At 72.9% G+C, this 25,737-nt stretch carries 4 protein-coding genes; all 4 read left to right on the plus strand.

From position 1 onward, the window contains the following. Positions 1-8 precede the first annotated feature (8 nt). Genes L3Q67_RS31780 through L3Q67_RS31795 form a run of 4 tightly spaced genes read left to right on the plus strand, consistent with a single transcriptional unit; the run spans position 9 to position 25,728 of the window. On the plus strand, positions 9-11,504 hold the full coding sequence (locus L3Q67_RS31780) for a type I polyketide synthase (protein ID WP_499185117.1): 11,496 nt from the start codon (positions 9-11) through the stop codon (positions 11,502-11,504). A 36-nt stretch (positions 11,505-11,540) separates the two neighbouring features. After that, positions 11,541-16,115 carry a type I polyketide synthase gene (locus L3Q67_RS31785; protein WP_499185118.1) on the plus strand — a complete coding sequence of 1,525 codons (4,575 nt, stop codon included), beginning with the start codon at positions 11,541-11,543 and terminating at the stop codon, positions 16,113-16,115. Continuing rightward, positions 16,112-24,169, plus strand: coding sequence for a hybrid non-ribosomal peptide synthetase/type I polyketide synthase (locus L3Q67_RS31790; RefSeq protein ID WP_499185119.1), 8,058 nt, complete (start codon positions 16,112-16,114; stop codon positions 24,167-24,169). The genes L3Q67_RS31785 and L3Q67_RS31790 overlap by 4 nt, the downstream gene beginning before the upstream one ends. Then, positions 24,166-25,728 carry a formyltransferase family protein gene (locus L3Q67_RS31795; RefSeq protein WP_499185120.1) on the plus strand — a complete coding sequence of 521 codons (1,563 nt, stop codon included), beginning with the start codon at positions 24,166-24,168 and terminating at the stop codon, positions 25,726-25,728. Before L3Q67_RS31790 ends, L3Q67_RS31795 begins: the two co-directional genes overlap by 4 nt. The last annotated feature ends 9 nt before the right edge of the window (positions 25,729-25,737 follow it).

Below are 25,737 nucleotides of genomic sequence, written 5' to 3' on the forward strand. Positions count from 1 at the left end.
AAGACTCGATGGAGCAAGGAACCGGGCTGGAGATCGCCGTGGTCGGCCTCGGCGGCAGGTTTCCCCAGGCGCCGGACGTCGCGCGGTTCTGGTCCCTGCTGTGCGCCGGTGCCGAAGGCGTCCGCGAGCTGACCGACGACGAGCTGCACGAGTCCGGTGTGGACAGTACGGAAGCCGAGTCCGCCGGGTACGTTCGCGCGGCCGCGGTGGTCGACGGGGAGGACCGGTTCGATGCCGGTTACTTCGGCTGCACCCCGCGCGAGGCCGCGCTGCTCGACCCGCAACAGCGCCTGTTCCTGGAATGCGCGGCGGAGGCGCTGCAGTCGGCCGGGCACGATCCGGACCAGGAACCGGGCGCCATCGGCGTGTTCGCCTCGGTCAGCGTCAACGAATACGGCCTGCGCAACGTCTACCCGCACCGCGGTCTCGACGACGTGGTCGGTTACCTGCAGAAGTTGCTGGCCAACGACAAGGACTTCATCGCCAGCCGCACCGCGTACAAGCTCGGCCTGCGCGGGCCCGCGGTGACCGTGCAGACCGCGTGCTCCAGCTCGCTGGTCGCGATCCACCTGGCGTCCCAGTCGCTGCTGGCGGGGGAGAGCGATCTGGTGCTGGCCGGCGGCAGCACGGTCCGGGTGCCGCAGCGGATCGGGTACCACGGCGGGGAGAACGGCATCGCCTCACCGGACGGGCACTGCCGCCCGTTCGACAAGCTGGCGGCGGGCACCATTCCCGGCAACGGCGCCGGGGTGGTGGTGCTGCGCCGCCTGCAGGACGCGCTCGACGACGGCGACCCGATCCGCGCGGTGATCCGCGGTTCGGCGATCAACAACGACGGCGCGGCGAAGATCGGTTACACCGCGCCGAGCGTGACCGGGCAGGCCGAGGTGATCCGCGCCGCGCTGGCCGCCGCGGAGGTGCACCCGGACACCGTCGGCATGGTGGAGGCGCACGGCACGGCCACGCCGCTGGGCGACCCGATCGAGGTCACCGCGCTGACCCAGGCCTACCGGTCGGCGGGCGCCACCGGCGCCGGGTACTGCGCGCTGGGCTCGCTCAAGGGCAACATCGGGCACCTCGACTCGGCGGCGGGTGTGGCTGGGGTGATCAAGGCGGTGCTGGCGGTCGAAGCGGGTGTGATCCCGCCGAGCCCGCACTTCACCGAGCCGAACCCGGAGATCGACTTCGACGGCAGCCCGTTCTACGTGAGCACCGGCTTGCACGAGTTCCCCGGCCACGGTCCGCGCCGGGCCGCGGTCAGCTCGTTCGGCATCGGTGGCACGAACGCGCACCTGCTGCTGGAGCAGCCGCCCGCGAGGGTGGCGCACAAGCGGGGGCGTGCGGCCGAGACGATCGTGGTCTCCGCGCGGTCGGCCGCCGCGCTGGCCCGGTCGAGCGAGCGGCTCGCCGAACACCTGGCCACGCACGACGGGCTGAACCTGGCCGACGTCGCGCACACGCTGCAGACCGGCCGGACGGCGATGACGCACCGGCGAGCCTTCAGCGCCCATGACGTCGAGGAGGCCGTGCGCGCGCTGCGTGATCCCGAGGCGGGCACCACGGCCGAGGCGGGAGACCGCACGGCGTCGGTGGCCATGCTGTTCCCCGGCCAAGGCAGCCAGTACGCGGGCATGGGCAGCGGACTGCACGCCGAGGAGCTCGCGTTCCGCGAAGCGCTGGACGACTGCGCGAGCCTGCTGGACTTCGATCTGCGCGCGCTGCTGTTCACCACCGGCGACGAAGCGGCGGAACGCCTGGGGCGCACCGAATTCACCCAGCCCGCGTTGTTCGCCGTGCAGTACGCGATCGCGCGGTTGTGGGAGTCGCGGGGGGTGCGGCCGGCCGCGATGCTCGGGCACAGCATCGGTGAGTTCGTCGCCGCGCACCTGGCGGGAGTGTTCAGCCTCGAAGACGCGCTGCGGCTGGTCGTCCGGCGTGGCGAGCTGGTGCAGCGGATGCCGGGCGGGGCGATGCTGGCGACCCGGCTGCCCGCCGCCGAACTGGCCACCCTGCTCGACGGTGACCTGTCGCTGGCGGCGGACAACGGCCCGGCCGATTCGGTCGCCTCCGGTCCGGTGGCGGCCGTCGAAGCCCTGCGGGACCGGCTGACCGAGCGCGGCGTGCGCACCCGGTTCCTGCGCACCGCGCATGGTTTCCACTCCTCGCTGGTGGAGCCGGTGCTCGACGAGTTCCGCGCCGCGTTCGACGGCGTCGAGCTGCACGCGCCCCGAATCCCTTACGTCACCAACGTGACCGGCACCTGGGTGCGGCCGGAGGAGGCGACCGATCCCGCGCACTGGTGCCGCCACCTGCGGGGCACGGTGCGCTTCGCCGAGGGCGTCCGCGCGCTGCGCGAGGAGGTCGGCGGCGTGCTGCTCGAAGCCGGGCCGAGGCGGACGCTCAGCTCACTGGCCGCCGCGCAGACCAGTGCCGAAGGCGTGGTGCCCACGCTGCCCGCCGCCGATCCCGGGACCGAGGGCGCGCAACTGGCCGCCGCCACGGGCGCGGTCTGGGCCGGGGGAGTGCCGGTCGACTGGGCCGGGCTCCGCGGTGCCGAACGCCGGTCCCGGGTCGAGCTGCCCACCTACCCGTTCGAACGGCGGCGGTACTGGATCGACCCGCCGGAAGACACCGCGCGGCCGGACGGCCCGCAGGTCCGGACCTGGGAGTCGGGCACCGCACCCGCCGAGGGCGGCCCGTTCCTGCTCCTGGCCGACGACCCGCTCACCGCAGAACTCTCAACCGCCGCCGTGGCCACAAATCCCGACGACGTCGAGGCGGCCGCACGCGAACACGGCCCGCTGCGCCTGGTGACGTCGGCGGCGCCAGAACGCTACGAGAACCTGAACGCGGACGGACTGCTCACCGGCATCACCGTGCTCACCCACGGCGGACTCGCGGTGGAGAGCGCCGACCGCGCGAAGGAATCCGCGGTCACGCTGGCCGCCATCGGTGCGCACCGCGTGGTGGACGTGGACCGGCTCCCCGCCGGTGGACGCCGCCGAGCGGCCGTGCTGCGTTCCCTGATCGCCGACGCCTCGGCCGCCGAGGGACCGGATGTCGTGGCGTACCGCGGAGAACAGCGGTACGTGCCGGGCCTGCGGCCGGTTGGCGCCACCGGCTCGGGCTGGATGCGGGCCGGGACCACCTTCGCCGTGGCAGGCGCCCGCGGGCCGCTCGCCGACGTCCTCACCGACGTCACAGTCCGTCCTGCCGCCGAACTGGACACCGCCGACGGGGTGTTGTTCGAGGGCGCCCCAGCCGAGGACGTCGAGCAGATCGCGCGCGAACTGCTCGAGACCGCCGCCCGGCTGGACGCGGAATCCGTGCTGCTGGCGCTGCCGTGCACCACCAGCCAGGAACGGGTTTTCGCCCGGCGCCTCGGCATGTTCGCCCAGGACGCGGACGTGCACTGGATCGTGCTGGAGTGGGACGGCGAACGTCGTCCGGCCGAATGGGCCGCCGCGCTGGCCACCACCCGCGCGACGACGCTGAGCGCGTCCGCCCCCGCCGTGGCATGGCTGGACACCGGCGACGAAGCCGAAGCGCCGGTGGTGACGCCGAAGCGGACCGCCACCGAAGAACAGGTCGCCGGGCTGATGGCGAACCTGCTCGGCGTCCCGGATGTGGGTCTGCGCAAGGACTTCTTCGCGCTCGGCGGGCATTCGCTGCTGGCCACCCAGCTGGCCGCCCAGCTCACCGACCGCTTCGGCGTGGAGCTTTCGGTGCGGGACCTGCTCACCGAGCCGACGGTGGCGGGTATCGCCACCGTGCTCGACGGCCTGCGCGCGGCACCTGCCGGGCACGCGCTCCCGGAGCTGTGCCCGACCCCCGCCGACGGTCCCGCTCCCGCGTCCTCGACCCAGGAAAGCCTGTGGTTCCTCCAGGAGCTCGATCCGGACAGCGCGTTCTACGTGATGGCCAACGACGTCTGGCTCACCGGCGAACTCGACATCGGCGCCCTGCGCGCGGCACTGGACGAGTTGGTCCGGCGGCACGAAACCCTGCGCACCGCGATGCCGCTGGCCGATGGCCGGCCGGTGCAGGTGGTCGGCCCGCCGCGGGCGCAGCCGCTGCCGGAGCTGGATCTGTCCGCGTTCCCAGACCCCGAGGCCGAGGTAGCGCGGATCGCCGCCGAGTTCTGCCGCGAGCCGTTCGACCTGCGTGGGGGCGATCTGCTGCGGACGCGGCTCCTGCGCCTGTCGCCGACGCGGCACGTGCTGCTGGTCTCGACCCACCACATCGTCTCCGACTACTGGTCCAGCGGCCTGCTGTTCCACGAGATCTTCCGGTTGTACGAGTCCTTCGCGGCCGGTCGCTCGCCGGAGCTGCCCGAACTGGCCGTGCAGTACCGCGACTACGCGCGTTGGCAGGCCGCGGCGCACGAGGGCCACCACCTCGACGACCAGATCGCGTACTGGAAGCGGCGGCTGGCCGGCGCCGCGCCCCTGCTGGAACTGCCCGCCGACCGCCCGCGTCCCGCGGTGCAGAGCCGCCGCGGCGGCTGGCAGGAGTTCTCGCTCAGCCCGGCGGCCACCGAACGCCTCAAGGAACTGGGCCGGGAGTCCGGCGCGGCGCCGTTCATGGTGCTGCTGACCGCGCTGAAGGCCGTGCTGCACCGCTACACCGGCCGCGAGGACCTGCTCGTCGGCACGTTCAACGCCAACCGCACGAAGGCCGAGCTGGAGCCGGTGATCGGGCTGTTCGCCAACACGCTGGTGCTGCGCACCGAGGTCGGCGGAGAGCTGAGCTTCCGCGAACTGCTGGCCAGGGTGCGTGACACCTGCCTCGGCGCTTACCAGCACCAGGACGTGCCGTTCGAACGGCTCGTCGACGAGATCGCGCCCGGCCGCGACCTCAGCAGCAACCCGCTGTTCCAGGTGATGCTGGTGCTCGAATCCGCCCCGGTGGGCGAGATCGGCGCCAGCGGGCTGGAAGTCGACGTCCGCGCGCTGGACAACAACACCGCGAAGTTCGACCTGCTGTTCATCGTGTTCCCCGGAGAAGAGCGCGGCGCGTTCCACGGCCTCGTCGAGTACAACGCCGACCTCTTCGACCGCGAAACCGTGGAGCGGATGGCCGGGCACTTCACCACCCTGCTCACCGCCGCCGTCGAAGCGCCGGACACCCCGGTCGGTCACCTGCCGCTGATCAAGGGTGCCGAGCAGGCCCTGCTCACCGAGTGGGCCGGGAACCCCGACCCCGAGCCCGCCGAGGAAACCCTCGTCGACCTCTTCGAGCGCGAGGCCGCCGCGAACCCCACGCGAGCCGCGGTGCGCACCGCGGACACGACGCTTTCCTATGGCGCACTGGACGAAGCGGCCAACCGGCTCGCGCGGCGGCTCGCCGAACTCGGCGCCGGGCCGGAAGCACCGGTCGCGGTCTGCCTGCCGCGGGACGAGCACCTGGTCGTCACGCTGCTCGCGGTGCTCAAAGCCGGATCCGCCTACGTCCCGCTCGACCCGGCCTACCCGGCCGAACGGCTGAGCTTCATGCTCGCCGACTCCGGCGCGTCCGTGGTGGTCACGACCGAGGCGAACGCGGCGGCGCTCGACGGCTCACCCGCTTACGTGCTCCGGCTCGACGACCCGGCCGAGGCGATCGGAATCGCCGGGCACGCGGTCACCGCGCCCCCGCGGCGGCTCACCCACCGGTCGGCGGCCTACCTGCTCTACACCTCCGGCTCGACCGGTCGGCCGAAGGGCGCGATCACCGAGCACGGCGGCCTGCGGGTACTGCTGGACTGGGGCCGCGGCCTGTTCGGTGACGACCTGCTCGCCGGCATGCTCGCGTCCTCGTCGGTCTGCTTCGACTCGTCGGTGTGGGAGTTGTTCCTCCCGCTGTGCCACGGCGGCTGCGTGGTGCTGGTGGAGAACGTGCTCGCGTTGCCCCGGCTGCCCGAGCCGGTGGCCGCCGGGGTCCGGATCGTCAACACCGTGCCGTCGGCCGCCGCCGAACTGGCCAGGACCGGCGGGATCCCGCGCGGGGTCGAGGTGGTCGGCATGGCCGGGGAAGCGCTGCCGAACGCGGTGGTCACCGACCTGCACCGGCTGCCGGGCGTGCGCCGGGTGCTCAACCTGTACGGGCTGACCGAGGCGAGCGTCTACTCGACCTTCGCCGACCTGCCGGGCGGACCGGAGGACGGCAACGCCACCATCGGCGGTCCCGTGCCGGGTGTCCGCGTCTTCGTGCTCGACGGCAACCTGGAATCGGTGCCGCTCGGTGTGCCGGGTGAGCTGTACGTGGCCGGACCGGGTGTCGCCCGCGGTTACCACGACCGGCCGGGGCTGACCGCCGAGCGGTTCCTGCCGGATCCTTCGGGCACGCCGGGATCGCGCATGTTCCGCACCCGCGACCTCGCGCGCTGGCGGCCGGACGGCACGCTGGAGTTCCTCGGGCGCGCCGACCACCAGGTCAAGGTCCGCGGTTTCCGGATCGAACTCGGCGAGGTCGAATCCGCCCTGCGCAGCCGGGCCGGGGTGCTCGAAGCGGCGGTCACCACGACCACCGAACGGGGTGGCACCCAGCTCGCCGGGTTCTACGTGCCGGACGGCGAGGACCCCGGTGAGGACGCGATCCGGGCCGCGCTGCGCGAGATCCTGCCCGAGTACATGGTGCCCGCGCACCTGCGGCGCCTCGCCGCGCTGCCGCGCACGCCGAACGGCAAGTTCGACCGCGGCGCGCTGCCCGAGGTGTCCGCGCCCACCCATGGCGGTGGCCGTGGTGCCGCGCGGACCGCGGCCGAAGAGGTGGTCAGCGGGATCTGGGCCAAGGTGCTCGGGGCCGGTGAAGTCGGGCCGGAGGACAACTTCTTCGCGCTCGGCGGTGACTCGCTGCGCAGCCTGCGCGTGCTGGGCCTGTTGCGGGAGCGGGGGTTCGCCCTCGAACTGCAGGACCTGTTTCGCTGCCAGACCGTGGCCGAGCTGGCCGCCGCGCTCGAACACGGCGGCCGGGCGCCCGAGCCGACCGCGCCCTTCGACCTGGTGTCCGAAAAGGACGGTGAACTGCTGCCGTCCGGGCTGGCCGACGCCTACCCGATGGCCGCGGCGCAGGCGGGCACGCTCTACCACAGCACGATCGACCCGAACACGCCGATCTACCACGACCTGATCGGCTACCACGTCCGTGCGCCCTATGACGAGCAGGCGCTGGGCGCGTCGCTCGCCGCGGTGGTCCGGCGGCACCCGGCGCTGCGCACCTCGTTCGACCTGGTCACCTACAGCGAGCCGATGCAGCTGGTCTGGGCCGAAGCGGAACTGCCGCTGGAGTTCGGCGATCTGCGCGAGTTCGCCGACGCCGAGCAGGAGGAGCGGATCGAGGCGTGGATGGAGGAGGAGAAGACCCGCGGCTTCACCTGGACCCGCGCGCCACTGGCCCGGATCAGGGTGTTCCGCCGGGCGGCGGACCGCTTCACCATCGTGGTCAGCTTCCACCACTCGATCCTCGACGGCTGGAGCATCTCGACCCTGTTCGGCCACTGGCTCGGCGACTACCGGCGCCGCCTGCGGGGTGAGCCCGGTGGTCTGGACGAGCGGGACACCGGTGCCTACCGCGAGTTCGTCGCGCTGGAACGCCGTGCCGCCCGCGACCCGGAGCAGCGGGACTACTGGTACCGCAAGACCAGCGCGCTGCCGTCGCTGCGCCTGCCGGAGACCGCGGGCACGGTGGCCGGACCGCGTGGCGCGGCCCGCCAGTACCTGCTGGACGGCGGCGTCGCCGACCGGCTGCGCGAGGCCATGCGGGCCGAAGGACTCACGGTCAAGTACGCCTGCCTCGCCGCGCACCTGTGGGTGCTCGGCCAGGTGACCGGGCACGCCGAGGTCTACACCGCGCTCGCCGCGAACGGGCGGCCACCGCAGTCGGGCGTCGCCGAGGAATGCGGGCTGTTCGTCAACGGCGCGCTGGTGCGCACCACCCTCGCCGACGGCAGCTGGACCGACCTCGCGCGCACGGTGTTCGACGCCGAATGCGAGCTGATGCCCTACCGGCACTTCCCCTACGCCGAGGTGCACCAGCTCGCCGGGGCGGGCCTGGCCGTGGAGACCGGCGTCAACTTCGTCCGCTACCTCGCCTACGAATCGTTGGCGGACAAAGAAGACGTGCACGTGCTCGATTCGACCCTGTTCGAGGAGACCGAGTTCCCGTTCGCGGTCTACTTCGTCGCGGACCCGCAGAACGCCGAAATCCTCATCCGGGTCCAGTACGACGGGCACCGCTTCGGCGCCGACTGGATCGACGAGGTCGCCGGGAAGTACCTAACCGCGCTGGAGCGGTTCGCCGCCGACCCCGCGGCGCCCTACGGCAGGCCGACCGGGCTCACCGACCGGGTGGCCGAGCGGTTCGGGCTGCCGCCGGGCGGGATCGAGCGGATCTCCGCGTTCACCCCGGTGCAGCGCGACCTGTACCTCGAACACGCCGCCCGGCCCGACGTCGGCGCGTTCATCCCGGCCTTCTCGCTGGACCTCGGGCCGGACGGGGACGCGGACCGCTGGCGTGCCGCCGTGCGATCGGTCACCGCGGCCGAGGAGCTGATGCGCTCCGCCCCGGTACTGCTCGACGGCGAACCGGCGCTGGCCGTACTCGCCGCATCCGATGTGGACTGCCCGCTGCTCGACGTGCGGGAGGCGGCCGAGCAGCCGTACGGCCTGCTCGACGCGATCCCCGAGCACGCGCAACGGCCCTACGCCCCGGAGGGCGAGCCGTTGATCCGGCACCTGCTGGTCCGCGACGAGCACGGGCACCTGCAGGCGGTCGTCGGCGCGCACCACGCGGTGATCGACGGGCCGTCGGTGCCGCTGATGTTCCGGCGGCTGGTCAACGCCTACCACGGGACGTCTTCGGACCGGAATGCCACCGAGTCCTTCCTCGACCGCGTGCCCGAGATCGCCGCACGCTTCGACCGCCCGGAAACGCTGGACTACTGGCGTGACCTGGCCGCGAGTTCGGCGGCGCTGGAGATCCCGCCGGTGCCCGAGGGCGACGGCCGGGCCGTGCTGCGGCCGATGGCCTCGCTGGAAGGCGACGACCTGGCCGCGCTCCGCACCTGGTGCGAGGCCAACGGGCAGCGGCTGCCGGGCTTCCTGCTCGCGTTGTTCGCCGCCTTCGCCGGCCGGCATTCGGCGGGGGAGGACGACTACTTCGTCTACACGCTCGCCGGTGGCCGGCCGCCGGAACAGGCTGATTCGCTCGGCTGCTACCTGCACGTCCTGCCGGTGCACGTGCCCCGGCCGGAGCCGGCCGAATCGGCGGCCGAGTACGCCGCGCGCTTCCGGCAGCGGCGGCGGGACGCCCGTGGGCACGAGGCCGTCTCCGCTTTCCAGCAGCGCCGGATCCTCCCCGAGGACAACCTCCGGTTCGTCTTCAACTTCCTGCCCGCCAATCTGGTCGCGAAGGTGGGTGGCGACGTCGCGTACGCCACCTACGAGGACGTGCCGTTCGACGAGGCGCACCTGACCCTGCGCGAGTACGACGACCACATCGAACTGCTCTTCCAGTGCGCGCCGGATCTGCTGTGGGGTGAGCACTTCGCCGCCGCGTTCGTCCGCTTCGCGGTCGCCGCGGTCTCCGGCGGCCCGTTGTCCGCGGTGCCGTCGGTGCACGGTGAAGCCGAAGCCTGGCTACGGCAGGTCAGCGCCGGTGCCGCGGTCGAACCGGGGTGGGACACGGTGCTGGAGTGGGTCGAGCACACCGCGGCGGCCCAGCCGGACACCGTCGTCCTGGCCGAAGGGGACCGGCAGCTCACCCACCGCGAATTGGGCGAGCAGGCGAACCGGCTGGCCCGCGGGCTGGTCGCGCTCGGTGCCGGGCCCGGCGAAGTGGTCGCCGTGGCGGTGCCGAGGTCGGCCGAACTGGTGGTCTCGCTGCTGGCCGTGGTCAAGACCGGTGCCGCGTTCCTGCCGGTCGACCCGGAACTGCCCGCCGAGCGGGTGGCGATGATGATCGGCGACGCCGGGGCGAAGCTGGGCCTCACCGTCACGGGCACCCTGCCGGTCCTGCCCGAGCTGAAGTGGCTGGTGCTCGACGACGCGTCCGCGTCGGCACGCCTGGCCGAACTGCCTTCGCACGACGTGAAGCCGGAGATCTCCGGCCGGACGCCGATGTACGTGTTGTTCACCTCGGGGTCCACGGGACGGCCGAAGGGCGTGGTCGTCGAGCACCGCGGTGTGGTGAACCGGCTGCACTGGATGCAGGAGGAGTTCGAGCTGACCGGCGCTGACGTGGTGGCGCAGAAGACACCCGCCGGGTTCGACGTCTCGGTCTGGGAGTTCTTCTGGCCACTGGTCGCCGGGGCGCGGCTGGAGGTGCTGCCGCCCGGCGCCCACCGCGATCCCGGTCAGCTGGTGAAGGTCGTCCGCGCCGCCGGGGTTTCGGTACTGCACTTCGTGCCCTCGATGCTGAGCGTGTTCGCCGAAGATCCCGAAGCACCGGAGTGCACGAGCGTGCGTGACATCGTGTGCAGCGGCGAGGTCCTGCCGGGTTCGCTGCGGGACCGGGTGGCCGAGGTGCTGCCGACGGCTCGCCTGCACAACCTGTACGGGCCGACCGAGGCTTCGATCGACGTGACGCGCTGGGCGTGTGCCGAGGATTCCGGACCGTCGGTGCCGATCGGCCGGACCGTGCCGAACACGTGGCTGCACGTGGTCGACGCGGCGGGCAGGCTGGTGCCGCCCGGGGTGGCAGGCGAACTGTGCATCGGCGGGGTGCAGGTGGCGCGCGGGTACGCCGGGCGCCCCGGGCTGACCGCCGAACGGTTCGTGCCGGACCCCCACGGCCTTCCGGGAGCCCGGGTGTACCGCACCGGGGACCGCTGCCGGTGGCGGGCGGACGGCGCGCTGGACTACCTCGGCCGCGACGACGGCCAGCTCAAGATCCGGGGTCAGCGCGTGGAACTGGGCGAGATCCAGGCCGTGCTGGCGCGGCACGAGGACGTCCGGGAGGCGGTGGTCCGGGCCCGCGACGGCGGGCGCGGTGAAGGCGACGTGCTGCTCGACGCCTACCTGGTGCCCGCCGGCGCCGAACTGTCCACTGAGGACGTCCGGGCACACGCCAGGGTGGTGCTGCCGGGGTACATGATCCCGGCCACCTGGACCGTGCTGGACGCGCTCCCGGTCACCGCGAACGGCAAGCTGGACCACCGCGCGCTGCCTGCCCCGGACGACGTCACCGAGAGTTCGGCCGCGGTGGTGCCCGCCACCGAGCTGGAGGCGACGATCGCGGCGGTGTGGGCGGAGACGCTGGACCGCCCGGTACCCGGGGTGACGGACAACTTCTTCGATCTGGGCGGGCATTCCCTGTTGCTGCTGCGGGTGCACGCCAAGCTGCAACGGGCCCTGGACCGTCCACTTCGGATCGTCGATCTGTTCAGCCATCCGACGGTGCGCGCGCTGGCCGCGCACCTGGGCGGCGGGGACGGCGGCGAGCCCGCCGCGCGACCGCGGGCGGGCAGGCGGCGGGCCGCCGCCGAACTGCGGCAGAAGCGACTCGGGGCCAGGGGCGCGCGATGAACGACGGAATGACTACGAGACGGTCAGGTGAGGTTTGTGAGTGATCCGGTAGACGCGATCGCGGTCGTCGGCATGAGCTGCCGGTTCCCGGGCGCGGACGACCCCGAGCGGTTCTGGGCCAACCTGACCGCGGGCGTGGAGTCGATCTCCACCTTCGACCCGGCCGAGCTGCGGGCCGCCGGGGTCGATCCCGCCCTGCTGGAGCACCCGGGCTTCGTGCCGCGCGGCGGGGTGCTCAGCGACATCGACCGGTTCGACGCCGCCTATTTCGGGTACAGCCCGCGCGAGGCCGAGCTGATCGACCCGCAGCAGCGGCTGTTCCTCGAATGCGCGGCGAACGCGCTCGACGACGCCGGTTACGACCCGGCGCGCTTCGACGGCGTGGCCGGGATCTACGCCGGGGTCGGGCTCAGCTCGTACATGTGGAACAACATCTACCCCAGCGAGAGCGAACTGGCCGACGTCAGCCAGATGCAGATGATCCTGTCGGTGGACAAGGACTACCTGGCCACGCGGGCGGCCTACAAGCTCGACCTGCGCGGGCCCGCTGTGACCGTGCAGAGCGCCTGCTCCACCTCGATGGTGGCCATCCACCTGGCCTGCCAGGGCCTGCTCACCGGTGAGTGCGACATCGCGCTGGCAGGCGGGGCTTCGCTGATCCTGCCGGAGGTCCGCGGGTACGTGTACGAGGAGGGCGGCGTGCTCTCCCCGGACGGGCACTGCCGCTCCTTCGACGCCGACGCCAAGGGCACCGTGCCCGGCAGCGGGGTCGGCGTGGTGGTGCTGAGGCGCCTGGAGGACGCGCTGGAGGACGGCGACGTGATCCACGCGATCGTCCGCGGTTCGGCGATGAACAACGACGGTTCGGCGAAGGTCGGCTACACCGCGCCCGGCACACGCGGGCAGACCCAGGTGATCACCGACGCGATCAGCGCCGCCGGTGTGGACGTGGACACCATCGGCTACGTCGAGACGCACGGCGCGGCCACCCCGCTCGGCGACCCGATCGAGATGACCGCGCTCGCCGACGCCTTCCGCGCGCTCGGTGCCGACCAGGGGCGTCCCTGCGCGATCGGCTCGCTGAAGTCGAACATCGGGCACCTCGACTCGGCGGCCGGGGTGGCCGGCTTCATCAAGTCGGTGTTGATGGTCAAGCACGGCAAGGTCCCGCCGAGCCTGCACTTCCGGGCGCCGAACCCGAACATCGACTTCGCCTCGATGCCGTTCTACGTCAACCGCGAACTCGGCGACTGGCCGGTGACCGGGGCACCGCGCCGGGCGGGCATGAGCTCGTTCGGCATCGGCGGCACCAACGCGCACATCGTCGTCGAGCAGCCACCGCCACCGCGGCGGCGGGCGCCAGGGGGTGGGGAGCAGCCGATCCTGCTCTCCGCGCGCACCCCCGCCGCACTGGAGCGGGCCACCGACCGGCTGGCCGAGCACCTGCGGGCGCACCCGGAGCTGGATCTGGCCGACGTGGCGGGCACCCTCGCCACCGGCCGCCGGGTGCACGCCCACCGCCGGGCCGTGGTGGCGGCCGACACCACGGGCGCGGCGAAAGCGCTGGAAAGCCGGTCACCGGAGGTGTTCACCTCGGCCGGGCCCGCCGGGAGCCGATCGGTGGTGTTCCTGTTCTCCGGCGTCGGTGACCAGTACGTGAACCTGGGCGCCGGGCTGTACCGGGACGAGCCGGTGTTCCGCGCCGAACTCGACCGGTGCGCCGAACTGTTCACCCCGCACCTCGGATTCGACCTGAGGGAGCGGTTGTTCGACACCGCGGCCGAACCCGGTGAGCTGCCCGCCGACCCGTTCGCCCGGCTGCTCCAAGAACGCGAGGCGGGGCCGCTCGACGAGACGATCGTCGCGCAACCGCTGCTCTTTGCCGTCCAGTACGCGATGGCGCGGTTGTGGATGCACTACGGCGTGCGCCCGGACGCCCTGCTCGGCTACAGCGTCGGCGAGTACGTCGCGGCCGCCATCGCCGGGGTGTTCTCGCTAGCGGACGCCACCTGGCTGGTGGCCCGCCGCGCGCGGCACATCGGCGGCCTCCCCGGCGGCGCGATGCTCGCGGTGATGAGCGCGGCCGAGCGGGTCGAGCCGCTGCTGGGCGACCGGCTGTCACTGTCCGCTGTGGACGCTCCTTCGCTGTGCGTGGTCGGCGGCCCGGCGGAGGAGGTCGACGCGCTCGCCGAACGCCTGCTTGCCGACGGCATCGCCGGCCGCCGCGTGCCCGCCGAGCACGCGTTCCACACGTGGATGATGCGCCCGCTGGAGGAAAGCCTGCGCGCCGATTTCGACGGGGTGAGCCTCAAGGCGCCGGAGATCCCGTACCTGTCCAACGTCACCGGGCAGTGGGTCACCCCGGCCGAGGCGACCGATCCCGGGCACTGGGCCCGGCACAGCGTGGCCACCGTTCGCTTCGCCGACCAGGTCGAGGCGATGTGGCAGCTGACCGCGCCGGTGGTGGTCGAGCTGGGGCCGGGCCGCGCGCTGGGCAGCCTGCTCGTGCAGCACCCCGGCCGCGCCGACGACGGCCTCGTGCTGGCCACCTCGCCCGCCGCGCACGATCGCGCGGACGACCGGACGGTCCTGCTCGAAGCGCTGTCCAGGGCCTGGCTCGCCGGGGTCGAGGTGGACTGGCCGAAACTGCGTCCGAGCGGTGAGTGGGGGCGGGTGAGCCTGCCCGGCTACCCGTTCGAGCGCAACAGCTACTGGCTGTCCGCGCGGGCGCCGGGCAAGGCCGTCCCGGTCCCGCGGGCCACCGGCAGGCAGGCCGATCCGGCGGACTGGTTCCACCTGCCGAACTTCTCCCGCGGCCTGCCGCCGGAGGCCGCGGCGGACGCGGCGGCCGGCGAGACCTGGCTCGTCGCCGGGGACGCCGAGTCGATCGCCGGTGAGGTCGCCGCGCGCTCGGCCGCCCGGGTGATCCGGGTGAACTGGGGCGAGGCGTTCATCGACCACGGCGGCGACCGGTACACGCTTGATCCCGGCGACCTGGACGGCTGGCTGACCCTGCTCCGGGGGCTGAACGCGTCCGTGCCCGGCCGCGTGGTGTTCGGTGCGGACGGCCCGCAGTGGGACTTCACCGCGTTCCACGGCCTGGTACTGCTGATGCGCGCGTGGACCGAATGCGGACTGGTCGACGACGTGGAGATCGGCGTGCTGTCGGTGTCCGGGCTGGCCGTGTCCGGGGAGACCGAGGTACGGCCGGAACGCGGCATGGTGGCGGCGCTGTGCCGGGTGATCGGCCAGGAACTGCCGCAGGCGCGCTGCCGGTTCATCGACACCGCCCCGGCGGTCTGGGCCCGGCAGCGCGAACGGCTGCTGACCCGCCTGCACGCGGAAATCGTGGCGGGTGCGGATGATTGTGTCGCCTACCGCGGTGACACCCGCTGGGTGCGCGGCTTCGTGCCGGCCCGGCTGGAGGCCACCGGTGCCACGCGCCTGCGTGACGGCGGGTGCTACCTGGTTTCCGGCGGGCTCGGCCGGATCGGCGCGGTGATCGGGGACCTGCTGGCCACCCGCAAGGCCCGGATCGGCGTGATCCGGCGTTCGGTGGTGCCCGCCCGCGACCAGTGGGACGACTACCTGGCGAAAACCGATCCGGACGACTCGGTCGCCGCGGAGATCACCACGATCCGGCGGCTGGAAGCGGCGGGCGCCACGGTGGCCACCGCCTCGGCCGACGTCGCCGACGAGGAGGCCTTCACGGCCGCGGTGTCGCGGCTGGAACAGGAACTCGGCCCCTTCGATGGCGTGTTCCACGTGGCCGGGGTGGTGACCGCGGACGGCGTGGTGCCGCTGGCCGAGGCGACGCCGGAAAGCGCGGAACCGCACCTGGCCGCGAAAGCGCGGGGCGTGCGGGTGCTGGCCGGGGTGTTCGCCGGGCGGGAACTCGACTTCGTGCTGCTGTGCTCGTCGATCGCGTCGGTGCTCGGCGGGATCGGGTTCGCCGCCTACGCCGCGGCCAACCTGTACACCGAGTTGTTCGCGGCCGGTAGGTCCGCCGCCGACGGGACTCCGTGGACGGCACTGGCCTGGGAGGGCTGGACCGTCGAAGGCGACGACGACGCCGCAACCACCCTGCGTGAGTACCTCATCGACGAGGACGACGCGATGGGCGTGCTGGACCGGGTGCTCGCCGGGAGCCTGCCTGCCCAGCTGGTCAACTCGACCGGCGACCTGGGATCCCGGTTCGACCAGTGGTCCGGCGACGGTGACGGCGGTGAGCCCGCACCCCGCCACGGGGGCGGGCACGCGCGCCCGGACCTGCAAACCCCTTACGTGGCCCCCGCCACCGACACCGAGAAGCTGCTCGCCGGGGTGTGGGCGGGCCTGCTCGGCATCGACCGGGTCGGCGTGCACGACAACTTCTTCGAACTCGGCGGCCACTCGCTGCTCGGCACCAGGGTGATCTCGCGCGTGCTGAAGGAACTGCGGGTCCAGGTGCCGCTGCACACCCTGCTGACCAGCCCGACGGTGGCCGAACTCGCCGCCGCGGTGGCGGAACTGAAGGCCGCGCCGGCGGCGCCGTCGATCACCCGCGTCGACCGCGGTGGTTACCGGCAGCGCCGCGAAGCGGCCGAGCCGACAGGAGCGATGACCCAGTGAGCGCGGAGAACGAGCAGATCCACCGGTTCCCGGCGTCCTTCGCCCAGCGGCGGCTGTGGCTGGTCCAGCAGGTCGATCCGGGCAACCCGTTCTACCTGATCCCGATGGGGATGCGGTTGCGCGGTGAACTCGACGTGCCCGCGCTGCGGCGGGCGCTGGCCGCCGTGGTCGACCGGCACGAGGCGCTGCGCACCGGGTTCGCCGTCGAGGACGGCGAGCCGGTGCAGGTGGTGCGTGGCCGGGTGGACGTGCCGCTGCCGGTGACCGATCTGCGCCAGCACGCCGATCCGGAGGCGGAGCTGGCCCGGCTGGAGGCCGAACTCGGCTCGCGCCCGTTCGACCTGGCCGAGCCGCCGCTGCTGCGCGCCCTGCTGGTCCGGTTGGGTGAGGCCGACCACCAGTTGCTGATCACCATCCACCACATCGTGTGCGATGCGTGGTCGCAGGACATCTTCTTCCGCGAGCTGGGCGAGTGCTATGCCGCCTTCGCCAGGAACGAGACGCCCGAACTGCCCGAACTCGCCGTGCAGTATCCGGATTTCGCGATCTGGCAACGGGAGCTGGCCGACACGCCGGAGTTCGCCCGCCAGCTGGACCACTGGCGCGAGCACCTGCGCGACGCGCCCCGCCTCTCCGCGCTGCCCCTGGACCGGCCGCGCCAGGCCAAGCGGGACCACCGCGGTGCCTGGCACGACTTCGTGGTCCCCGCCGAAGTGCTCGACGAGCTGCGCGCGCTGGCCAGAGCGCACAACTGCACGCTGTTCATGGTGGTGTTCGCGGCCTTCTCGGTGCTGCTGTCGCGTTCGGCGGGCCAGGACGATCTGGTGATCGGCTCGCCGATCACCGGCCGGGGCCGCCCGGAACTGGAGGACCTGGTCGGGTTCTTCGTCAACACGCTGCCGCTGCGCGCCGACCTCTCCGGCGATCCGGCGTTCACCGATCTGCTCGCCAGGGTGCGCCGGACCTGCCTGGACGGGGTGGCCAACCAGGACGTGCCGTTCGAGAAGCTGGTCGAGGAGCTGGCGCCGGACCGCGACCCCAGCCACGACCCGCTGTTCCAGAACATCCTGGTGTTCCAGGGACCGGCGAGCGCCGAGGTCGGCGTCGGCGACCTCTCCCTGGAGTACCAGGGGAAGAACAACAACACGGCGAAGTTCGACCTGTCGCTGTACGCGGGCGAGGCCGAGGACGGGCTGCGGTGTTCCTTCGAATACGCCACCGCGTTGTTCGACCCCGAGACCGTCGAACGCCTCGGCCGCCGCTTCACCACGTTGCTGGCCGGGATCACCGCGGATCCCGGCACCCGGCTGTCCGCACTGCCGCTGCTGGACGACGGCGAGCGCGATCGCCTGCTGGAGTGGGGGCAGCGCGGCTGGCCCGAGGTGCCGGTGCCGGAAGCCACCCTGCCGGAACTGGTGCTCGAGTCCGATCCGGACTCCACTGCGGTGTGGCACGAGGACCGCGTGCTGACCTACCGCGAGCTGGAACGGGAATCCGGGCGCCTGGCCCGGCGCCTGCGGGCGGCCGGGGTCGGGCCGGACGTGCGCGTCGGCGTGTGCCTGCCGCGCACCCCGGACCTGGTGATCGCGTTGCTCGCGGTGCTGCGGGCCGGAGGTGCCTACGTGCCGCTGGACCCGGAGTACCCGGCTGAGCGGCGGCGGCTCATGCTCACCGACGCGGAAGCTCCCGCGCTGGTGACCGACGATCCCGGCGCCTTCGACGGCTACGACGGACAGGTGCTCGCGGTCGGCGGCGATGGCGTGGAGGCGCCACTGCCGGAAACGCCGCCGTCCGGGCAGAGCGCCGCCTACGTCATCTACACCAGCGGCTCCACCGGCCGTCCGAAGGGGACGGTCATCTCCCACGACGCGGTGCGGCACCTGTTGTCCTGGGGCCGGGACCTGCTCGACGACGACGAACTGGCCGGCGCGGTCGCGACCTCCTCGGTCTGCTTCGACGCTTCCGTGCTCGACCTGTGGGTACCGCTGGCCTTCGGCGGCCGGGTGGTGCTGGTGGACAGCGCGCTGCACGTCGGCACGCTGCCGGAAGAGGCGGCCGCGATGGCGCGGTACTTCTTCGCGGTCCCCTCGGTGGTCGGTGAGCTGCTGCGGGCCGGGAGCCTCCCCGACGGCCTGCGCACCTACATCGCCGGGGGCGAGGAACTGCCCGCGACCACCGCGCGCGCCATGTTCGACGCCGGTGCCCACCGGGTGGTGAACGTGTACGGCCCCACCGAAACCACGGTTGTCGCCACCAGCCTGGAACTGACCGCCGGCGAGCAGCCGGACGTGCACCTGGGTCAGCCACTCGGCCACGCCAGGGTCTCCGTGCTCGACGAAACGGGCGCCCTCGCGCCGACCGGGGTCTTCGGTGAGCTGTACATCGCCGGTCCGGGGGTCGGGCTCGGCTACCTCGGCAATCCGGCGCTGACGGCTTCGCGGTTCGTGCCCGATCCCTTCGGTGAGCCCGATGAAACCGCGGCGCGCAGCGGCTCCGTGGGGGGCGGTGGCCGGGTGACGGGCGGGCGGATGTACCGCACCGGCGACGTGGTGCGCTGGCGGTCCGACGGTGGACTGGAGTACCGGGGCCGGGCCGACCACCAGGTGAAGATCCGCGGGTTCCGGATCGAGCTGGGCGAGGTGGAAGCGGCGCTGGCCGAGTTCCCCGGCGTCACCGAATCGGCCGCGAAGGTGGTCACCACCGAGGCGGGGGAGCGGCTGCTGGCCGGGTACCTCACCGGAGCCGTGGACACCGACGCGGTGAAGGCGTTCCTGCGCGAACGCCTGCCCGCCTACCTGGTGCCCGGCGTGCTGGTCCGGCTGGACGAGCTGCCGCGCACGGTCAGCGGGAAACCCGATCGCTCGCGGCTGCCGGAACCACGGCCCGCCGCCCGCTCCGACGCCAAGCGGGTGGCCCCGCGCAACCGGATGGAACGGCTGGTTCTCGGCATCTGGCAGGACGTGCTGTCCCGACAGGACGTCGGCCCGCACGACAACTTCTTCGACCTCGGCGGGCATTCGCTGCTGCTGATCCGCATGCACACCGCGCTGACCGAGGCGTTGCCGGTGACCGTGCCCTTCGCCGAGCTGTTCCGCCACACCACCGTCAGCACACTCGCGGCCTACCTCCGCGAACTCACCGAACCGGCCACGCCGAAAACCGCCCCGAAGGAGGAAGAACCGGTGCGCAGCAGCGAGAACCCGAGCGGCACCGACATCGCGGTGATCGGCATGGCCTGCCGGTACCCGGGCGCGAGCAGCCCGGAGGAGTACTGGCGGGTGCTGCTCGACGGCCTCGAAACGATCACCACCGCCACCCCGGACGAGATCCGCGCGGCGGGGTTCGGCGACGACGCCTTCGCCGAGGACTTCGTGCCGCGCGGCGGCGCGCTCCAGGGAATCGAGTACTTCGACGCGGGCTACTTCGGCTACAGCCCCAGCGAAGCGGAGTTGATCGACCCGCAGCAGCGGCTGTTCCTGGAGTGCTCGGCCGAGGCGCTGCAACGCGCCGGGCACGACCCGGAGCAGTTCGAGGGCGGCATCGGCGTCTACGCCGGGGTCGGGCACAGCGATTACATGTGGCACAACACCTTCGTCAACCAGGAGACGGTGCCGAACTCCAACGGCGCGCACCTGCTGATCTCCTGGGACAAGGACCACCTGGCCACCCGGGTGTCCTACAAGCTGAACCTGCGCGGCCCGGCGATGACCGTGCAGACCGCGTGCTCCACCTCGCTGGTGGCCACCCACGTCGCGGCCCGTGCGCTGCTCGCCGGTGAATGCGACATGGCGCTGGCCGGTGGTGCGTCGATCCTCATCCCGAACGTCGGCTACAAGTGGGTCGAAGGCGGGATCTTCAGCCCGGACGGGCACTGCCGCCCGTTCGACGCGGCTTCGCAGGGCACGCTGCCGGGCAGCGGCGTCGGGGTGGTGGTGCTCAAGCGGCTGGCCGACGCGCTCGCCGACGGCGATCCGGTGCACGCGGTGATCCGCGGTTCGGCGATCAACAACGACGGTTCGGCGAAGGTCGGCTACACCGCGCCGGGCGTGGCCGGGCAGGCGGAGGTGATCCGCAAGGCGCTGGCCGCGGCGGGCACCGAACCGGGCAGCATCGGGCTGATCGAGGCACACGGCACCGGCACGGTGCTCGGCGACCCGATCGAGGTGACCGCGTTGACCCAGGCGTTCACCGAGCACGGCCCGCTGCCGCCGGCGTCGTGCGCGCTCGGCTCGGCCAAGTCCAACTTCGGCCACCTCGGGACCGCGGCCGGGGTCGCCGGGCTGATGAAGGCGGCGCTCGCGGTGGAGCACGGCGTCGTGCCGCCGTCGCTGCACTTCGAACGCCCGAACCCGAACACCGATCTCGACGGCAGCCCGTTCTTCGTCAGCAGCGAACCGGCCGCCTTCCCCGGTGACGGCCCACGCCGCGCGGGCGTCACCGCGCTCGGCATCGGCGGCACCAACGCCCACGTCGTGCTGGAGCAGCCACCGGCGCGACAGCCGTCGACGCCGGGCCGGGGCTGGCAGATCCTGCCGCTCTCGGCGCGCAGCCGCGGCGCGCTGGACACCGCGACCAAGGAACTGGCCGACCACCTCGCCGGCACGCCGGACACCGACCTCGCCGACGTGGCGTACACGCTGCAACTCGGCCGGACCGCGCTGGACCAGCGCCGGGTGGTGCTGGCCAAGACCACCGCCGAGGCCGCCGAGCTGGCGCGTGATGGTGGTGAGGAGTTCCTGCGGGTGCGCGAAAGCGGTGACGCGCAGAGTTCCTGGACGCTCGTGCTGCCGGGTGCTTTCCCGGTCGCGCCGGGCAGGCTGGCGAAGCTGTACTGGCGGCTGCCGGTGATCCGGTCGGCGGTCGACGAATGCTGCGAGCTGCTCACCCCGGGCCTCGGTGCCGACCTGCGCGAGTCGGTGTTCCTGGCACCCGCCGGCGAACCGGTGGAGCCGCGGTTCGAGCGGTCCGCGCGGTTCGTCACGCTCTACGCCCTGGCCCGCGGCCTGACCGAACTGGGCCTGCGGCCGGACGAGATCGCCGCGTCCGGCGCCGGTGAGCTGGTGGCCGCGTGCCTGACCGGCGTGCTGGACCTGCCGCGGGCGGTGTCCGTGCTGCTGGGCCAGGGCGCGCCGGAGATCGGTGCCGCGCCGGAGACGCCGTGGAGTTCCGTGGCGTGCGACGGTTTCGTCACCGAGGACGAACTGGCCGATCCTGAGTTCTGGACGGACGGCATCTGGGCCGGTGGCGACTTCGGCGAGGTGCTGGAACCGCTGCTGGACGACCCCGCGCAGGTGCTGGTGGTGGCCGGGGCGACCGCCTCGGTGCCGGGCTGGGAACCGCCGTCGGGTGAGCTGGTCGAGGTGCTGCCGGAGGACTCGGCCGACGCCGAGTACGACTTCGCCGCGGCGCTGGGCAGGCTGTGGCTTTCCGGGACCGTGGTGAGCTGGCGGTCGCTGTTCGAGGGGCAGCGGCGGGCGCGCCTGCGGTTGCCGACCTATCCGTTCGAACGGCGCCGCTACTGGCTGGAACCGCCCGCGGAGGTCAAACCGTCGGCCATCGCGGTACCGGCGGGGGAGCGGGTCACCGATCCGGCCGACTGGTTCTACGCGCCCTCGTGGAAGCGCGCCGCCCGCCCGGCGGCGACCGGCACCGGGGGCACCTGGCTGGTGGCCGGAATGGACACGATCGCCGGTGACGTCGCCGAACTCGGTGCCGACCGGGTGATCCCGGTCCACTGGGGACGGTCGTTCGCCGATCTCGGCGAGGACGGCTACCTGGTCGACCCGGAATCGCCCGCGGACTGGGAAAGCCTCACCGCGGCGTTGCGGGAGGCGGGCGAGACGCCGGACCACATCGTGCACGGCGCCGGGGTGATGGACGACGACGCCGCTGCCGGTGGTTACGACTCGTTCCTCGCCGTGCTGTTCCACGCCAGGGCGCTCGCCAAGGCCGGGGTCACCGGTGTGAACCTGTCCGTGCTCACGGTCTCCGGGCTCGCCATCGCCGACGAGCCGCGCGTGCTGCCCGAACGCGGCATGATCTCCGGACTGCTGCGCGTGGTCGCGCAGGAGGTGCCGGGCCTGCGCTGCCGGTTCGTCGACGCGGGTCCGGTGGGGACCGGGAAGCGGCGTTCGCGGTTGCTGGGCAGGCTCGCCGCCGAACTGCTCGCCGGGGACGAGCCGTGCGCCGCCTACCGCGGTGAGCACCGCTGGGTGCCCGGCCACGTCGCGGTTCCCCTGCCGGAAGCCGGCTCCTCGATGGTGCGGCCCGACGGCTGCTACCTGATCGTCGGCGGGCTCGGCCGGATGGGCACGGAGATCGCGCGGGTGCTGGCCGGGGCCCGGATCGGCCTGATCCGGCGTTCGGCCCCGGCCACCGACGAGATCCGGGTGATCCAGGAACTGGAGTCCGCCGGTTCGGAGGTGGCCGCGATCGCCGCCGACGTCGCCGACGAGGCCGCGTTCAGCGACGCGGTGGCCCAGCTGGAGGAGCGGCTCGGTCGGTTCGACGGCGTTTTCCACGCCGCCGGGGTGGTCTCCGGTGACCGGCTGGTCCCGGTGGCCGACGCGACCGCCGAATCGGCCAGTGCCCACCTCGCCGCCAAGGCCGACGGTGCCGCCGTGCTGGCCAGGGTGTTCGCCGGGCGGGAGCTGGACTTCGTGTTCCTCTGCTCGTCGATCTCCTCGGTGCTCGGCGGTGCCGGTTTCGCCACCTACTCGGCCGCGGCCGTCTACGCCGAACTGTTCGCCGCGCGCCAGTCGATGGCCGGGGAGACGCCGTGGATCGCGGTCGCCTGGGACAGCTGGCGGAACACCGGCAAGCTGGGCCTGGACGGCGGTGAGGCGCGGGAGGTGCTGCGCCGGGTGTTCGCCGCCGATCCGCTCCCGCAGCTGGTGGTGTCCACCGGGAACCTGCCCGCGCGGATCGCCGAAGCGGCGGGTGGCCCGGAAACCGGTGGCACGGCTCAGGAAACCGGTGAAACCGTCTACCCCCGGCCGGACCTCGCCACCGAGTACCTGGCCCCGCGCGACGAGACCGAACGCCGGATCGCCGGGCTCTGGCAGGGGCTGCTCGGCATCGACCGGGTGGGCGTCCGGGACAACTTCTTCGAGCTGGGCGGGCATTCGCTGCTGGCGGTCCGCCTGGTGAGCGCGTTGCAGGCGGAGTTCGGCGACACCACGGTTTCCCTGGCCACCGTGCTCAAGGCGACCACGGTGGAGCTGCTCGCCGGGGCGGTCGCGGGCACCCCGTCCGGCGGGGACGCCTCCTGTGTGGTCCCGGTGCGCACCACGCCGGGCGCACCGAAGTTGTTCCTGGTGCACCCGCTCGGCGGCACGGTCCTCTGCTACCACGCGCTGGCCGGTCAGCTGGCCCCCGAGTGGTCGCTGTACGGGTTGCAGTCGCCGTCGGTGTCCGGCAACGGCCCGGCTGGGCCGTTCTCGGTGCCGGAACTGGCCGCCCGGTACGTCTCCGACCTGCGTGCCGAGCAGCCAGAGGGCCCCTACCACCTCGGCGGGTGGTCACTCGGCGGCGCGATCGCCTACGAGATGGCGCGGCAGCTGACCGCCGCCGGGCATCGGGTGGCCGAAGTGGTGATCATGGACGTCGAGCCGCCCGACCCGGACCAGCCGGTGCGCACCACCGAGGCCGAGATCGTGCTGGCCCTGCTCGACGCCCGCGACCTCGCGGTGACCGACCTTCCCGAGCCGGGCACCGGCACGGTGGCCGAGCGGATGCGCGCCTACGCCGACTGGGCTGGTGAACGCGGGCTGGTCAAGCCCGGTCCGGACACCGACCGGCTGGTGCGGTTGTTCGTGGCCGCGCACCACAACCTGACCGCCTGGCAGTCTTACCGGCCCGAGCCCTACCCCGGGCGCGTGGTCTTCCTCCAGGCTGAGGAGAGCGGCGCGGATGGCGCGGACTGCTACGGCTGGCGGTCCTACGCGAGCGCGATCGAACCGCACAAGGTGCCCGGCGGCCACGAGACCATGCTGCGCGAACCGCACGTAGCCACGGTGGCGAAGGTGCTGTCCGGATCGCTGGTCGAACCGTGACGGGGTACGACTGCCGGCTGATCGGCTGGGGCGCGCTGCTGGTGGAAAGCGCCGAGCTGCTCACCGCGCGTGGGCACCGGGTGACCGGCGTGGTCACCCGGTACCCACCCGCGCTCGACTGGGCTCGCGAGCACGGCGTGCCGGTGGCGACCCGCCTCGACGAGCTACCCGGCCGCCCGGACTACCTGTTCAGCATCACCAACGACGTGGTGCTCCGGGACGCGGACCTGGCGCTGCCCCGGCGGATGGCGATCAACCTGCACAGCTCGCTGCTGCCCAAGTACGCGGGTGTGCACCAGACGACGTGGGCGCTGCTGCACGGCGAAACCGAACACGGTGTGACCTGGCACGAGATGGTCGCCGAGGTCGACGCGGGCCGCATCCTCAAGCAAGCCGGGTTCCCGGTCGAACCCGGCGACACCACGCTCGCGCTGGACGTGCGCTGCCACGAGTACGCGTTGCTGTCGCTGAAGGAACTGCTGGACGACCTGGAGTCGGACGCGCTCACCCCGATCGCGCAGGATCCCGCCGAGCGCACGTACTTCCCGGCCCGGCGGTTGTTCCCGGACGGTGGCCTGGTCACCGGCGAGCAGACGGCGGCGGAGCTGGACCGCTGGTGCCGGGCGGGCGAGTTCGGCCGGTTCGACAACCGGTTCGGCAGGCCACGGCTGGTCGTCGGCGACGAGGCGTTCCTGGTCACCGGGCTGCGGCCGCGGCCGGGACCGGTCGAGGCCGAGCCGGGCACGGTGCTGGACACCGAGCCGGAGGTGCGCGTGAGCACCGTGGACGGGGCGGTCGAGCTGACCAAACTGTCCACTGTGGATGGCGAGGCGGTGTCGCCGGATGCGGTGCTGAGTGCGGGTGACCGCCTTGGCGCGCCGAAGGAGGAGTTCACCCGCTGGTTCGAGGAATGGGCACGCCGCGAAGGCGCCTGGCTCGACCGGCTCACCACGTGCACCGGCGTTCCGGACCGGGTGGTTCGTCCGCTGTGGACGCCCTCGCCGGTGACGCGGGGGACCACGCTGGTCCGGCGTGCGCTGGTGGACCGGCTGCGCGACCCGGCGACCGAGTTGCTGACCGCCTGGCTGGCCTGCCTCGGCACCCGGTACGGGACCGTCCGGTACAGCGACGACGACCGGCGGGCGGCGGTGGCCGGGCTGGAGGCACTGGTCACCAGGGACGTGCCCCTACCCGTCGAGCTGCCGCCGGAACTCGGCTTCGCCGGGGCGACGGCCGCGGTCGGACGGGCACTGGCCGGACCGCGCGGCAGCTACCTCCGCGACCTCCCGGCGCGGTACCCGCTGCACGGCCTGGCGAACCGGCCGATGCCGCTCGCGCTCGCGGTCAGCACCACCGGCGCCCGGCTCGACCCGGCGCCCGGCACCGCGGCGGTGCTGGTCATCGATACCGCGACCCCGGCGTTCCACTTCGCGGTGACCGAGCACCTCGGGCCACCGCGCGAGGTGGTCCGGGAGTTCGCCGGGCTGGCGCAGTCGGTGCTGACCCTGATCGAGGCGGTCGTGGAACGGCCCGCCACCCCGCTCGCCGCCCTGCGCTGAGCGGCCCAC

This window comes from Saccharothrix sp. AJ9571, assembly GCF_021725495.1.
In the GTDB taxonomy this organism is placed as follows: domain Bacteria; phylum Actinomycetota; class Actinomycetes; order Mycobacteriales; family Pseudonocardiaceae; genus Amycolatopsis; species Amycolatopsis magusensis.

Bases quoted from the DNA above. Each gene is read 5' to 3' on its own strand.
- L3Q67_RS31780 (WP_499185117.1), top strand. From the start codon at position 9: ATGGAGCAAGGAACCGGGCTGGAGATCGCCGTGGTCGGCCTCGGCGGC.